Below are 13,526 nucleotides of genomic sequence, written 5' to 3'. Positions count from 1 at the left end.
ACCCCGCAAGCAGGGTCAGCGGCCCGCGCCTTGGGCCGCGATGACCTCCTGCGCCACCTGGCGCGGCGCTTCGGCGTAGTGCTTGAACTCCATCGTGTAGGTCGCGCGCCCCTGCGTCAGCGAGCGCAGCGACGTCGAATAGCCGAACATTTCGGCCAGCGGCACTTCGGCGCGCACGACCTTGCCGCCGCCCCCCGCGATGTCTTCCATGCCCTGCACCATGCCGCGCCGTGACGACAAGTCGCCCATCACGTTGCCGGTGAAGTCTTCGGGTGTCTCGACTTCGACCTGCATCATCGGCTCGAGCAAGACCGGATCGGCGCGGCGCATGCCCTCCTTGAACGCCATCGAACCCGCCATCTTGAAAGCGTTTTCGTTGGAGTCCACGTCGTGGTACGAACCGAAGAACAGGGTCGCCTTCACATCCACGACCGGGTAGCCCGCCAACACGCCGGCATTCAGCGATTCGCGGATGCCCTTGTCGACCGCCGGGATGAATTCGCGCGGCACCACGCCGCCCTTGATGGCGTCAACGAACTCATAGCCCTTGCCCGGCTCTTGCGGTTCCAGCTTCAACACCACGTGGCCGTACTGGCCGCGCCCGCCCGACTGTTTGACGAACTTGCCTTCGACCTCGTTGCAGGCCTTGCGGATGGTTTCGCGGTAGGCCACTTGCGGCTTGCCGACGGTGGCCTCGACGTTGAACTCGCGCTTCATGCGGTCGACCAGGATTTCCAGGTGCAGCTCGCCCATGCCCGAGATGATGGTCTGGCCGGATTCCTCGTCGGTGCGCACGCGGAACGACGGGTCCTCTTGCGCCAGGCGGTTCAGCGCGATGCCCATCTTTTCCTGGTCGGCCTTGGTCTTGGGTTCCACCGCCTGGGAAATCACGGGCTCGGGGAAGACCATGCGTTCCAGGATGATGACGTGCGCCGGATCCGACAGGGTGTCACCGGTGGTGACGTCCTTGATGCCGACCGCCGCGGCGATGTCGCCGGCGTACACCTCGGTGATCTCGCGCCGTTCGTTGGCGTGCATCTGCAGGATGCGGCCCAGCCGTTCCTTCTTGCCCTTGATGGGGTTGAAGACCGAGTCGCCGGACTTCACCACGCCGGAATACACGCGGAAGAACACCAGCTGCCCGACGAAGGGGTCCGTCATGATCTTGAAGGCCAGCGCCGAGAACGGCTCGTTGTCGGCCGGATGGCGTTCGATTTCGCGGTCGCGCTCGTCGTGCCCCTTGATGGCGGGCACGTCCAGCGGCGACGGCATGTAGTCGATGACGGCGTCCAGCATCGCCTGCACGCCCTTGTTCTTGAAGGCGCTGCCGCACAGCATGGGCACGATCTCGTTGGCGACGGTGCGTATGCGCAAGCCCAGCTTGATTTCGTCTTCGGTCAGGGTCTCGCCCGACAGGTACTTTTCAAGCAGGGTCTCGTTGGCCTCGGCGGCCTTTTCCACCATTTTGTCGTGCCACTTCTGCGCCTCGTCCTGCAGGGACGCGGGGATGTCTTCGTACTTGAATTTCACGCCCTGGCTGGCGTCGTCCCAGAGGATGGCTTTCATCTTGACCAGGTCGATCACGCCCTCGAAATGGTCCTCGGCGCCGACCGGCAGCTGGATGGGCACGGCGTCGCCCTTCAGGCGTTCGGCGATCTGGCGCTGCACGCGCAGGAAGTCCGCGCCTACGCGGTCCATCTTGTTGACGAACGCCAGGCGCGGCACCTTGTACTTGTTGGCTTGCCGCCAGACGGTTTCGGACTGCGGCTGCACGCCGCCCACTGCGTCATAGACCATGACGGCGCCGTCCAGCACGCGCATGGACCGTTCGACTTCGATGGTGAAGTCCACGTGCCCGGGCGTGTCGATGATGTTGATGCGGTGTTCGGGGTAGTTGCCCGCCATGCCCTTCCAGAAGGCGGTGGTGGCGGCCGACGTGATGGTGATGCCGCGTTCCTGCTCTTGCTCCATCCAGTCCATCACGGCGGCGCCGTCATGGACTTCGCCGATCTTGTGGGTGATGCCGGTATAGAAGAGGATGCGCTCGGTGGTCGTCGTTTTGCCCGCGTCGATATGGGCGCTGATGCCGATATTGCGGTAAAGCTCGATACGCGTCTTGCGAGTCATGGCCTCTTCCTTGCAGTGAACCACTGTGCACGTACGGCAAGCCCGACCGGGCGCTGCCGCGGCGGGCGCCATGCCGCGTGTGGTACTTGGGGGAATGCGTAACCGCGCCCGCGCTGATGCGTAAATATTACGCGCCGCGCGGCAAGATACAAGAACCAATCGGCGGCGGAGCGGAAAAAGAAATTCATGGCCGCGATAGGGAATAGGCAAAAAAAAGCCCCTCGCGACGGAGGGGCCTTGCGGCGCATGCGCCGGCATAGTGCCGGGCGGAGCGGCGCTTACTTCTTTTCTTCCTTGACGCGATACACCAGCACGGCGGTGCTGGCCAGCGACAGCACCTTGGCGGTGACGCTGCCCAGCAGCAGGCGCGACAGGCCGCTGCGGCCGTGGCTGCCGATGAAGATCAGGTCGCAACCGGCGTCGGTGGCGGCCTGAACGATGCCGTCAGCCACGTTGAAGTTGGACACGGCGCGCGCTTCGGACTTGACGCCGGCGGTGTCGGCGCGGTCGGTGATCTGTTTCAGGTACTTGTCGGCTTGCTCGGCCGAGGCCTTTTCGTAGTCCTCATCGGTGATGGCGTAGGCCGCGGCCATGCCGTCAAAGCCGATCGTGGCCGCAAAAGGCTGCGTCACATAAAGGGCGACGACTTCGGCGCCGACGGAACGTGCGAAGGTAATGCCCGCGTTGGCGGCTTGGGCCGACAGCGGCGAACCGTCGGTGGGAATCAGGATCTTCTTGAACATCTTGCCTGCTCCTGTTTGAGAGGAATCTTTATGCTACCGGAAAGCCGCCAGGTTCACATCAAGGGAACCGGGCGGGCTTGATGCGCGTCAAGCGCCGGGTCAGCCCAATTGCTGGGCGGCGGCGAACAGATTGGTGCAGCGGGTGCCGGTGCGGCAGTAGGCCAGCACGGGGCCCGGCAGGGTCTTGAGCAGTTCGGCGAAGCGCACCACGTCGGACACGGTCATGGCGCTGCCCACCACGGGCTGGTATTCGACCGCCAGGCCGGCAGCGGCCGCGGCCCTGGACACGTCGGCAGCGGTGGGCTGGTCCGGGCCGCCTTCGAAATCGGGGCGGTTGATGATCACGCTCTTGTAGCCGGCGGCGGCGACATCGGCCATGTCGTCGGGACCCAGTTGAGGCGCGACGGCAAAGTTTTCGGTCAGGGGTTTGATGGGTGCGGACATGGCGGTTCCTTCAGATAGACAGCTGCATATTATTGATTGTAGGAGCCGTTTTGCGCGAAGAGTTTTTCCAATTCTGTCCAGACGCCGCGATCGTCCGCGATCGAGACCGAGAACCGCAGCATGGTCGAGGGAGCCTGGGACGGTGAAAACAGCGTGCCGGGCGCCAGCAGCATGCCCCGGTCGGCGGCTTCGCGCGCCAGCACTTCAGTGTCACGCCCGCAATCGGCCCAGACGAACATGCCCGCGTTGGGTTCGTGGTGCACCGTCAGTCCCAGCTTCAACAGCCCTTTCAGGCACCGCTGGCGCGCGTCGTCCACGCGGGCGCGCACGCGCTCGATGTGGCGCCGGTACTGCCCTTCCATCAGCACGCGGTGGACGACGCGTTCGCCCAGTTCGGGCGACGTCAGCCCGGCCAGCATTTTCAGGTCGGCCAGCTTTTGCAGGATGTCGGGGTTGGCGGCCACATAGCCCACGCGCAGGCTGGCGGCCAGCATCTTGGAATAGCCGCTGACCAGGATCACGCGGTTCAGCCGATCCAGCACCGCCAGCTTCATGGCGCCCCCGGGATGCAGTTCGCCATAGGTGTCGTCTTCGACCACCATGAAATCGTGGCGCTCGGCGATCCGCAGGATGTCGTAGGCCACGCCGGCCGACAGCGTGTGGCCGGTCGGGTTGTGCACGGCGCTGTTGATGATGAAGAGCTTGGGCTTGTGCTCGGCCGCCATGCGTTCCAGCATGGCGATGTCGGGGCCGTCGGGCCCGCGAGGCACGCCGATCAGCCGTGCGCCGAATGCGGCCAGGCGGCCGAAAATGACGAACCAGGCCGGGTCTTCGACCAGCACGGTGTCGCCCGGTTTGACCAGGTGGCGCGCGATCAGGTCCAGGCCATGGGTCACGCCGTTGGTAGTCAGCAGGTTCAGTTCCGGATGCGCCGGCACGCCATCGTTCTGCAACGACGCGGCGATCTGCTGGCGCAGGGGCGCAAAGCCCTGCGGATGGCCGTAGCTGACGAGGTTGGCGCGCACCGAGCGGCCCACTGCGCGCACGGCGCTGGCCACCATGTCCGGGTCGAGCCATTCGGCCGGCAGCAGGCCGGCTCCGCCCGGCATGCCCGGCGCGTTGGTTTCGCGGAACATGCTGCGCAGCAGCCAGGCGATGTCCACGCGGGCGGGCGGTGCCAGCGTGGTGGCGGGCGCGGTAGCCACGGCCGCCAGCGGGCCGCTGCGCGCCCGCACGAAAAAGCCCGCGCCGCGGCGCGACTGCACCAGGCCACGCGCCACCAGCCGGTCATACGCTTCGACGACCGTGAAGCGGCTGACGCCCGACTGTTCGGCCATCTTGCGGATGGAAGGCAATCGGGTGCCGGGCCGCAGGCCCTGTTCGTCGATGCGACGGGCCAGCCCATCGGCCAACTGCGTCACCAGGGAGGCGTCGGCCTGGCGCACGGGCTGCCAGGGCATGGACGGCGCGGAAGCGGAAGCGGAAGCGGAAGCAACTGTCATGGGGATTCGACCAGGCCAGTGATTAAAGTGATATGCCTAAGTGTACCGGTACTGTACCGATAACTATGCGTAGAGTGACAGCAATACGGAAAGCCCGCAACTGCGGGCATTACCCGCCCCGCAACAATTTCATCCCCGTCATACTTTCCCCGGCAGCTGTCATGACCCGATCCACGCTTTATCCGTCACCCCAGGCGGCGCCCCTCGCTCCCCCCTCCGTCTGGGAGGGCTACGGCTACGGCTTCCTGGGTGTACTGGTCTTTTCCCGGACGCTGCCGATGACGCGGCTGGCCGTCTCGGAACTGGCGCCGCTGCTGGTCGGGTTGGGACGGGCCCTGGTGGCGGCGGTGCCGGCGATCGCGCTGCTGTGGCTGACGCGCAGCCGGCGGCCGAACCGCCAGGAATGGCCCGGGGTCATCCTGGCCGCGCTGGGCATCGTCGTGGGCTGGCCGCTGGCCTCCACGCTGGCGATGCAAAGCGTGTCGTCCTCGCACGGCGCGGTGTTCAACGGCTTGCTGCCGCTATCGACGGCAGCATTCGCAGCGCTGCGCAGCGGCGAACGCCCCTCGGCCTCGTTCTGGGGCTGGGCGGTAGTGGGCGCCGCGCTGGTCACGACCTTTGCCTTGCGTCAGGGCCACGGCACGCTGTCCACAGGCGATCTGTGGCTGCTGGTGGCGGTGGTGCTGGGCGGCATGGGCTATGCGGAAGGCGCCCGCGCGGCGCGCACGCTGGGGGGCTCGCGCACCATTTGCTGGGCGCTGGCGATCAGCGCGCCGGTCGTGGTGGCGCCAGTCGGCTGGATGGCCGCACAGGCCCACTGGCCCAGCGCCACGGTCGTTTCCGCCTGCGCCTACCTGGCGTTCGGTTCGATGTTCCTGGGGTTCTTCGCCTGGTACCGCGGCCTGGCCGTGGGCGGCATTGCCCGTGTGGGACAAGTGCAGTTGCTGCAGCCCTTCTTGACGGTCGTGGCGGCGGCAGTGTTGTTTGGCGAATCCGTGGAGCCGTCGACATTCGTCTTCGCCGCTGCCGTGATCGCCGTTATCGCCGGCGGACGCCGTGCCATTGTCAGGACCAAAAAATGAATCTGCTCCCTACCAACTGGGCCGACGTGCCCTTGGCTTCCGCATCGCTGTTGGGCCCCCTGGCGCTATTCGCGCTGGTCAGCTCGATCACGCCAGGACCCAACAACGTCATGCTGGCGTCGTCCGGCCTGAACTTCGGTTTCCGCCGCAGCCTGCCGCATCTGCTGGGCGTGAACCTGGGTTTCACGCTGATGATCTTCCTGGTGGGCATCGGGCTGGGTTCGGTGTTCCAGCAAGTGCCCGAGCTGTACACGGTGCTGAAGTACGCCGGCGCCGCATACCTCCTTTACCTGGCCTGGAAGATCGCCAATTCGGGCGGCATGGAAGACGGCGACGCGCGCGGCAAGCCCTTCACGTTCCTGCAGGCCGCGGCGTTCCAGTGGGTCAATCCCAAGGCGTGGGTGATGGCCGTGGGCGTGGTGGCGACCTACACGCCGCAGAACGGCTTCTTCGCCAACCTGGTGATCGCCACGCTGGTGTGCGGCATCGTCAACCTGCCCAGCATCGGCGTCTGGGTGACCTTCGGCACCGCGCTGCGCCGGGTGCTGCACAAGCCCTGGGCGGTGCGTGCCTTCAATGTGGGCATGGCGTTGCTGCTGGTGGCGTCCCTGTACCCGGTCGCGCTGGAACTCCTGCACTGACGCCTGCGCGTCAGGCCAGCAGGCCGACGACGACGGCGGGGGTCACCAGCACATTGAACAATCCCGCCATCACCATCACCAGGCCCGCGACGGCGCCCTCTTCGGCCGCCAGTTCGCGGGCCTTTGCCGTACCGGCGCCATGGGCGCCCATGCCGAACAGCGCGCCGCGCGCCAGCGCCGATCGCAACGGCAACCAGCGCCGCATCAGTTGGCCGATGGCCGCGCCGAACACGCCGGTCACGATCACGAACACCGCAGTCAGGTCCGGCACGCCGCCCACGTGCGACGACACCGCCACCGCGAAGGGCGTGGCGACCGACCGCGGCAGCAGGCTCAGCCGCAGGTCCGGCGGCAGGTCGAGCAAGCTGCCCAGCATCCAGGCGCTGACGCCGGCGATCAGGCTGCCCACCGCCACTCCAGCCGCCAGCACCGGCCAATAGCGCCGGATCAGCGCGCGCTGCTCGTACAGCGGCAAGGCGAAGGCCACGATGACCGGCCCCAGCATCGCCATCAGCCAATGCGAGCCGGCCATGTAGTCCCGATACCCGGTGTGCAGGACGAGCGCCAAGGCCAGCAGCAGCGCGGGCGCCACGACCAGGGTCGACGTCCACCAGTACGCATGGCGGCGGTAGAACAGGCGCGCACAGACGTAGGCCGCGACCGTGGCCGCCGGCCAGAAGACCTGGTTGAATTCAAGCGGCATGGCGGTTCATCCAGCGATAGCAGAGCTCGATGGTGAGTGCGGTGCCGGTCATGACCAGGGCGGTGCCCAGCACGATCACGACCAGAAGCTTCACGCCCAGCATTCCGAGGAACTCGCGGTGGTCCAGCAGCGACATGACGGCGGGCACGAAGAACAGCAGCATTTCACCCAGCAGCCAGCTCGCCCCCCGATGGACGTTGCGCACGCGCAACCGGCGCGTCGCCAGCAACGCCAGCACCAGGGCCATGCCGATGACGCCGCCGGGGATGGGCAGGCCGAAAGCATTGGCCAGGGCTTGGCCCAGCAGGGCGAACAGGACGATCAGGGCGATTTGCAGCAAGCGGCTGCGGCGCAGCGCAAGGCGCAAGACGAGGGCGGTACGAGGGCGAGACATCAGACGGGTTCCAGCGACAAGCTGATGTTTTACGCCCGCGCGTCCCATAGATAAAATGAATTCGAAGAATTCAACTTATTCCATATAGGCATACCCATGGACTTGCGCCCCTTGCGCGCCTTGGTGGAAGTGATCCGCCAAGGCGGTTTTTCCCAGGCCGCCAAAACCATCTACGCGACGCAGCCCACGGTCAGCAAGGCCGTGCGCCAGTTGGAAGACGAGCTTGGCATGCCGTTGCTGGACCGCCACGCGCAGCCCGTCCGCCTGACGGAGGCGGGCGAAATCGTCTACCGGCGCGCCGTCGCGATGTTGGCCGAACGCGACGACCTGTACGCCGAACTGGACGACTTAAAGGGCCTCAAGCGCGGCGTCCTGCGCCTGGGATTGCCGCCGCTGGGCAGCAGTTCGCTGTTTGCGCCGATGTTCGCCCGCTTTCGCAGCCGCTATCCGCAGATCGAGATCAGCCTGGTGGAGCACGGCAGCCGCCGCCTTGAGGAAATGGTGATGGCCGGCGAAATCGAGTTGGCGGCGTCGCTGCAGCCCGTACCCGACAACGTGGCATGGCAGCCTGTGGCGCGCGAGCCGCTGATGGCGTTGTTGCCCGCCGACCACCCGTTCGCGCATGCCGAGTCCGTGGGACTGGCCGATCTGCGCGAATCGCCCTTCATCCTGTTCGAGACCGGCTTCGCCCTGAACCGCATCATCCATGACGCCTGCCAGCGCGCGGGCTTCACCCCGGCCATCGCCGCCCGCAGCGGCCAGATCGATTTCATCGTGGCGCTGGTGGCCGCCGGGCTGGGCGTGGCCTTCCTGCCGCGGCTAAAGGCGCAGGACGCCCTGCCTGCCGGCGTCTGCCGCGTGCCGCTGCGCGACCCCGGCACCGATTGGGAAATGGTGCTGGTCTGGCGGCGCGGCGGCTACCTGTCGCATGCGGCGCAGGCGTGGCTGGCGCTCACGCGGGAGGTGCATCCCGGAGTATCCTGATGCCGGAACCCAACCGGCCCGACAGGGTCATAGTTGTCATGCCCGCCTTGCCCCGACTCTCCGCCCGCCGGCTTTTCGTCGCCGCCCTGCTTGCCGCCGCCAGCGTGGTGGGCTGCTCGCAGCTGGACTCCTGGCAACGCCAGACGATCTTCTCGCCCCAATCCGAACCGCAGACCTGGTGGCGCGAACCCGCCGCCGGCACCGAGGTCTACGATCTGGCGCTGGCTAACGGCGACAAGGTGCGCGCCTGGTACTGGCAAAGCCCCAAGGCGGGCGCGCCCACGGTGCTGTACCTGCATGGCGCGCGCTGGAACCTGAACGGCAGCGCCTTCCGCATCGACGGCTGGACGCGGATGGGTTATTCGGTGCTGGCCATCGACTACCGCGGCTTCGGCGCCTCGACGCCTCGCCTGCCCTCGGAAGAGAGCGCGCTGGAAGACGCAATGGCCGGCTTGAAGGAACTGGCCCGGCTGCAACCCGACCCCGCGCGCCGCTTCGTCTATGGGCACAGCCTGGGCGGCGCCATCGCCATCGACCTGGCCGCCCGGCCCGAGCAGCCCGAATTCGCGGGCCTGATCGTGGAATCCAGCTTCACCAGCATCGGCGCCATGCTGGGGACCCTGCGCTGGGGCAAGGTGCCCGGGGCCGGCCTGCTGGTCACGCAGCCGTTCGATTCGGTGGACAAGCTGGCCCGCATGCACACGCCCATGCTGTTCATGCACGGCACGGCCGATCGCGTGGTGCCGCACACAATGAGCGACGAACTGTTCGCCGCCGCGCGCAACGTGGCGCCGGACCTGAAGCGGCTGGTGAAGATCGAAGGCGCCTCGCACTCGGGCGCCTTCCGCAGCGGTCCGCAGTACGACGCCGCGGTCAAGACGTTCATGCAGGACGCCACCCGGGCCTACACGCGCAAAGCGGGCTGACGCCAACCGCCCCCGCCGCCCCGCCCCTCGCGCGGGGCGTTTTCTTGTCCGCCCCGTCTCTTTCCCGCCCCATTCATGCCGACTCGCCGGGAAAACCCGATCTCGGGAAATTCCCAACTAAAAATATCTATTAAATATATTTAACGAATATTAGACTTTCTCCTGCTCGCCGCTCCGCCATTGAAGCGACGGCATCTTGAGGAGAAGCCAGTTGAACAACGTGCGTTGGCAGGGCGTATTTCCTGCCGTCACCAGTAAATTCCACGCCGACGAAACCCTCGACTTCGAAGCGATGCGCAAGCACTTCGGCTTCCTGATCGACAACGGGGTCCACGGCCTGGTCACCTGCGGCTCGCTGGGCGAAGCCAGCACCCTGACGCTGGAAGAAAAGCTCGAGGTCACGCGGTGCGCGGTGCAAGTCAGCGCCGGGCGCATCCCGGTGCTGGCCAACGTGTCGGAAACCAGCACCCGCGAAGCGCTGCGCTTCATCAAGGCCGCCGTCGACATCGGCGTGGACGGCTTCATGCTGATGCCGTCGCTGATCTACGTGGCGGACGCGCGCGAAGCGATGCAGAGCATCCGCACCATGGCAGAAGCGGCGCAAAAACCCTGCATGATCTACAACAACCCGGTCGCCTATCGCGTGGACCTGAAGACCGAGCACATGGTCGAACTGGCCGACTGCCCGTGGCTGGTCGCCATCAAGGAAAGCAGCGACGACGTGCGCCGCCTGACCGACCTGCGCAATGCGCTGGGCACGCGCTACCAGCTGTTCATCGGCGTGGACGACCTGTCGTTCGAAGCGCTGGCGCTGGGTGCGGACGGGTTGCTCGCCGGTCTGGTCACCGCCTTCCCGCGTGAGACTGTGGCGCTGTACGACCTGATGAAGGCCGGCAAATGGCAAGAAGCGCTGGCCCTCTATCAATGGTTCACGCCGCTCTTGCACCTGGATGTTTCCACCAAGCTGGTGCAGAACATCAAGCTGGCCGAAACGCTGGCCGGTGTCGGCAACGAGCATGTGCGCCGCCCGCGCCTGCCGCTGGTCGGCGCTGAGCGCGAACGTTGCACGGCCATCATCCAGGCCTCGCTGGCCAAGCGTCCCAAGCAATACCAGTCGACGTAAGCGCCCGTTCCCGGACGCAGCACCCCGCAGCACGAACCCTCCGCCGCGCGGCAAAACCGCCGCGCGCGGAGGCGCCTGTCCCCAAGCACGCCTATCGGACAACATGCAAAGCGACATCATCCTTCAGACCCGGGGCCTGACCAAGGAATTCCGCGGCTTCGTGGCGGTCAACAACGTCGACCTGAGCGTGCGGCGCGGCGCCATCCATGCGCTGATCGGCCCCAATGGCGCGGGCAAGACCACCTTCTTCAACCTGCTGACCAAGTTCCACATCCCGACGCGCGGAGAGATCCTGTACGACGGCGTGGACATCACGCAGGAACGCCCGGCGCAGACCGCGCGCCGCGGCATCGTGCGCTCGTTTCAGATATCCGCCGTATTTCCGCAACTGTCGGTGCGCGAAAACGTGCGCGTGGCCTTGCAACGCAAGCTGGGCGTGGACTATTGCTTCTGGCGATCGGAGCGCACGCTGGAAAGCCTGCACCACCGCGTCGAGGAACTGCTGGATCAGGTGGGCCTGCGCACCCATCTGGACGTGGCGGCGGGCGACCTGCCCTACGGCCGCAAGCGCACCCTGGAAATCGCAACCACGCTGGCGCTGGAGCCCGAACTGCTGTTGCTGGACGAACCCACGCAGGGCATGGGCCACGAAGACGTGGACCGGGTCAAGCACCTGATCAAGCAAGTATCCGCGGGCCGCACGATCCTGATGGTCGAACACAACATGAAAGTGGTGGCGGACATCTCCGACACCATCACCGTCTTGCAGCGTGGCGAGATCCTGGCTGAAGGTCCCTACGCGACCGTGTCGGAAAACCCCGCGGTGCGCGAAGCCTACATGGGAGCCGAAGATGAGTGAAGCCCCGGCCGGCGCGTCCGCGAACCTGCTGGAAATCCGCAACCTGCACGCGTGGTACGGCGAATCGCACATCTTGCACGGCATCGACCTGGACGTGAAGCCTGGCGAATGCGTGACGCTGCTGGGCCGAAACGGCGCGGGCCGCAGCTCGACATTGAAATCCATCCTGGGGCTGGTGGGCCGCCGCAGCGGCTCCATCAAGGTCCAGGGACAGGAAACGGTGGGCATGCCCACCCACAAGATCGCGCGCCGGGGCATCGGCTATTGCCCCGAGGAGCGCGGCATCTACGCGTCGTTGAGCGCCGAGGAAAACCTCATGCTGCTGCCCTCGGTGGGCCCAAGCGGCATGTCGGTGGAAGAGATCTACACGATGTTCCCAAACCTGAAAGAGCGCGCGCACAGCCCCGGCACGCGGCTCTCAGGCGGCGAGCAGCAGATGCTGGCGATGGCGCGCATCCTGCGCACCGGCGCCCGCTTGCTGCTGCTGGACGAAATCACCGAAGGCCTGGCCCCTGTCATCGTGCAATCGCTGGGCCGCGTGATCCGGCAGTTGAAAGAGCGCGGCTACACCACCGTGCTGGTCGAACAGAACTTCCGCTTCGCCCAGCATCTGGCTGACCGCCACTACGTCATCGAACACGGCCAGGTGGTCGCCGTGATCGACCGCGCCGAGGTCCAGCAGTCGCAGGACAGGCTGAACGCGTTGCTCGGCATTTGATGTCCCCGCTGTATTCCTTCCGACCGCAGTCCCCCTTCCTACACGGAGCGTAGTCAGATGAAATTGAATCGAATCGCAGCAGCGCTGCTTACCCTGGGCGCGGCCGGCGCGGTCCATGCGCAGGCCAAGATCAGCGACGATGTCGTGAAGGTCGGCGTGCTGACCGACCTGTCCGGCGTGTATTCCGACCTGGCCGGCAACGGCTCCGTGATCGCCGCCCGCCTGGCCGCCGAAGAGATGGGCAACAAGGTGCTGGGCAAGCCCGTGGAAGTGGTCGCGGCCGACCACCAGAACAAGCCCGACGTGGCCGCCAACCTGGCGCGCGAATGGTTCGACCAGGGCAAGGTCGACATGATCACCGACTTCCCCACCGCGTCCACCGCGCTGGCCGTGATGGAGATCGCCAAGCAGAAGAACCGGGTGACGATGCCGTCGGCCGGCCTGTCGACCGCCATCCTGGGCGAGAAGTGCTCGCCGCTGAACGCGCAATGGACTACCAACACCTACGCGCTGGCGGCCGGCACGGCGCGCGCGCTGGTCCAGGAAGGCAAGAAGACCTGGTACTTCATCACCGCCGACTACACCTTCGGGCACTCGCTGGAAAAGGATGCGACCGAGGTCATCAAGGAAAACGGCGGCACCGTCGTGGGCGTGTCGCGCCACCCCTTCCCCGGCAATGACTTCTCGTCGTTCCTGCTGAAGGCGCAAGCCTCGAAGGCGGACGTGATCGCGCTGGCCAACGCCGGCAACGACACCGTCAACGCCGTCAAGCAGGCCAACGAATTCGGCATCAACAAGAAGCAGATCGTCGCGCCGCTGCTGACGTACATCTCGGACGTGCACAGCATGGGCTTGTCCAAGGCGCAGGGCATGTACCTGACCGAAGCCTTCTATTGGGACTACGACGACGCCTCCCGCGCCTGGGCCAAGAAATTCTTCGAGAAAGCCAAGAAGATGCCGACGGCATCTCAGGCCGGCGTGTATTCCGCCACGTTGTCCTACCTGAAGGCGATCGAAGCCGCGGGCACGGACGACGCGCCCGCGGTGATGGCCAAGCTGCGCGAGATGACTATCAACGACGCCGTGATCCGCAACGGGAAACTGCGCGCGGACGGCGCCCTGGTGCACGACATGCTGCTGTTGCAGGTGAAGACGCCGGCGCAATCCAAGGCCCCGTGGGACTACTACAACGTGAAATCGGTACTCAAGGGCGAGGACGTCTTTCCCAAGCCCCAGGCCGCCTGCCCGTTGAACAAGTCGTAAGCCACCCACGCCGCCCG

General features: G+C 66.1%; 14 protein-coding genes. 8 read left to right on the top strand and 6 right to left on the bottom strand.

Features of this window, described 5'->3' with window-relative positions; all coding sequences use genetic code 11:
* Window positions 1-15: 15 nt before the first annotated feature.
* The 4 genes from fusA to ACO6D5_RS14595 form a co-directional block, all read right to left on the bottom strand.
* A complete protein-coding gene (gene fusA, locus ACO6D5_RS14610) occupies window positions 16-2,127 on the bottom strand; it encodes an elongation factor G (protein WP_315527783.1) in 2,112 nt (703 codons plus the stop codon).
* Window positions 2,128-2,405: 278 nt separating this feature from the next.
* A complete protein-coding gene (locus tag ACO6D5_RS14605; protein WP_315527787.1) occupies window positions 2,406-2,870 on the bottom strand; it encodes a universal stress protein in 465 nt (154 codons plus the stop codon).
* A 99-nt stretch (window positions 2,871-2,969) separates the two neighbouring features.
* Window positions 2,970-3,314 carry a TIGR01244 family sulfur transferase gene (locus ACO6D5_RS14600; RefSeq protein ID WP_315527788.1) on the bottom strand — a complete coding sequence of 115 codons (345 nt, stop codon included), beginning with the start codon at window positions 3,312-3,314 and terminating at the stop codon, window positions 2,970-2,972.
* 29 nt (window positions 3,315-3,343) lie between these two features.
* Window positions 3,344-4,759: an aminotransferase class I/II-fold pyridoxal phosphate-dependent enzyme gene (locus ACO6D5_RS14595; RefSeq protein ID WP_315527945.1), complete on the bottom strand. Its 1,416-nt coding sequence runs from the start codon at window positions 4,757-4,759 to the stop codon at window positions 3,344-3,346.
* 218 nt (window positions 4,760-4,977) lie between these two features.
* Here ACO6D5_RS14595 and ACO6D5_RS14590 point away from each other — a divergent pair, with 218 nt between their 5' ends.
* Together ACO6D5_RS14590 and ACO6D5_RS14585 are read left to right on the top strand one after the other, a co-directional pair.
* Window positions 4,978-5,898, top strand: a complete 921-nt coding sequence (locus tag ACO6D5_RS14590; protein ID WP_485825773.1) for a DMT family transporter — start codon at window positions 4,978-4,980, stop codon at window positions 5,896-5,898.
* Window positions 5,895-6,539 carry a LysE family translocator gene (locus ACO6D5_RS14585; protein ID WP_485825772.1) on the top strand — a complete coding sequence of 215 codons (645 nt, stop codon included), beginning with the start codon at window positions 5,895-5,897 and terminating at the stop codon, window positions 6,537-6,539. Before ACO6D5_RS14590 ends, ACO6D5_RS14585 begins: the two co-directional genes overlap by 4 nt.
* 10 nt (window positions 6,540-6,549) lie before the next feature.
* Here ACO6D5_RS14585 and ACO6D5_RS14580 read toward each other — a convergent pair whose 3' ends face one another.
* Window positions 6,550-7,242 carry an LrgB family protein gene (locus ACO6D5_RS14580; RefSeq protein ID WP_485825771.1) on the bottom strand — a complete coding sequence of 231 codons (693 nt, stop codon included), beginning with the start codon at window positions 7,240-7,242 and terminating at the stop codon, window positions 6,550-6,552.
* On the bottom strand, window positions 7,232-7,636 hold the full coding sequence (locus ACO6D5_RS14575) for a CidA/LrgA family protein (protein WP_315527793.1): 405 nt from the start codon (window positions 7,634-7,636) through the stop codon (window positions 7,232-7,234). The genes ACO6D5_RS14580 and ACO6D5_RS14575 overlap by 11 nt, the downstream gene beginning before the upstream one ends.
* A gap of 96 nt (window positions 7,637-7,732) precedes the next feature.
* Between ACO6D5_RS14575 and ACO6D5_RS14570 the strand changes: the two genes are divergently transcribed.
* From ACO6D5_RS14570 to ACO6D5_RS14545, 6 genes are all read left to right on the top strand, one after another.
* Window positions 7,733-8,620: a LysR substrate-binding domain-containing protein gene (locus ACO6D5_RS14570; protein ID WP_315527794.1), complete on the top strand. Its 888-nt coding sequence runs from the start codon at window positions 7,733-7,735 to the stop codon at window positions 8,618-8,620.
* Between the two features lie 38 nt (window positions 8,621-8,658).
* A complete protein-coding gene (locus tag ACO6D5_RS14565; protein ID WP_035213653.1) occupies window positions 8,659-9,546 on the top strand; it encodes an alpha/beta hydrolase in 888 nt (295 codons plus the stop codon).
* Window positions 9,547-9,757: 211 nt separating this feature from the next.
* Window positions 9,758-10,669, top strand: a complete 912-nt coding sequence (locus tag ACO6D5_RS14560) for a dihydrodipicolinate synthase family protein (RefSeq protein ID WP_315527795.1) — start codon at window positions 9,758-9,760, stop codon at window positions 10,667-10,669.
* Between the two features lie 103 nt (window positions 10,670-10,772).
* Window positions 10,773-11,528: an ABC transporter ATP-binding protein gene (locus ACO6D5_RS14555; RefSeq protein WP_006225961.1), complete on the top strand. Its 756-nt coding sequence runs from the start codon at window positions 10,773-10,775 to the stop codon at window positions 11,526-11,528.
* Window positions 11,521-12,246, top strand: a complete 726-nt coding sequence (locus ACO6D5_RS14550; protein WP_485825770.1) for an ABC transporter ATP-binding protein — start codon at window positions 11,521-11,523, stop codon at window positions 12,244-12,246. Before ACO6D5_RS14555 ends, ACO6D5_RS14550 begins: the two co-directional genes overlap by 8 nt.
* 57 nt (window positions 12,247-12,303) lie before the next feature.
* Entirely contained in the window at window positions 12,304-13,509 is a 1,206-nt protein-coding gene (locus tag ACO6D5_RS14545) for an ABC transporter substrate-binding protein (protein WP_315527799.1), read from the top strand.
* Window positions 13,510-13,526 lie beyond the last annotated feature (17 nt).

Source organism: Achromobacter sp., from assembly GCF_057314935.1.
Note: the sequence above shows the minus strand (reverse complement) of the source record. Positions and strands in the feature narration are given on the sequence as shown.

Excerpts from the sequence above, each read along its gene's own strand:
- fusA (WP_315527783.1), bottom strand. The coding sequence starts at position 2,127 with ATGACTCGCAAGACGCGTATCGAGCTTTACCGCAATATCGGCATCAGC.
- ACO6D5_RS14605 (WP_315527787.1), bottom strand. The coding sequence starts at position 2,870 with ATGTTCAAGAAGATCCTGATTCCCACCGACGGTTCGCCGCTGTCGGCC.
- ACO6D5_RS14600 (WP_315527788.1), bottom strand. The coding sequence starts at position 3,314 with ATGTCCGCACCCATCAAACCCCTGACCGAAAACTTTGCCGTCGCGCCT.
- ACO6D5_RS14590 (WP_485825773.1), top strand. The coding sequence starts at position 4,978 with ATGACCCGATCCACGCTTTATCCGTCACCCCAGGCGGCGCCCCTCGCT.
- ACO6D5_RS14585 (WP_485825772.1), top strand. The coding sequence starts at position 5,895 with ATGAATCTGCTCCCTACCAACTGGGCCGACGTGCCCTTGGCTTCCGCA.
- ACO6D5_RS14580 (WP_485825771.1), bottom strand. The coding sequence starts at position 7,242 with ATGCCGCTTGAATTCAACCAGGTCTTCTGGCCGGCGGCCACGGTCGCG.
- ACO6D5_RS14575 (WP_315527793.1), bottom strand. The coding sequence starts at position 7,636 with ATGTCTCGCCCTCGTACCGCCCTCGTCTTGCGCCTTGCGCTGCGCCGC.
- ACO6D5_RS14570 (WP_315527794.1), top strand. The coding sequence starts at position 7,733 with ATGGACTTGCGCCCCTTGCGCGCCTTGGTGGAAGTGATCCGCCAAGGC.
- ACO6D5_RS14565 (WP_035213653.1), top strand. The coding sequence starts at position 8,659 with ATGCCCGCCTTGCCCCGACTCTCCGCCCGCCGGCTTTTCGTCGCCGCC.
- ACO6D5_RS14555 (WP_006225961.1), top strand. The coding sequence starts at position 10,773 with ATGCAAAGCGACATCATCCTTCAGACCCGGGGCCTGACCAAGGAATTC.
- ACO6D5_RS14550 (WP_485825770.1), top strand. The coding sequence starts at position 11,521 with ATGAGTGAAGCCCCGGCCGGCGCGTCCGCGAACCTGCTGGAAATCCGC.
- ACO6D5_RS14545 (WP_315527799.1), top strand. The coding sequence starts at position 12,304 with ATGAAATTGAATCGAATCGCAGCAGCGCTGCTTACCCTGGGCGCGGCC.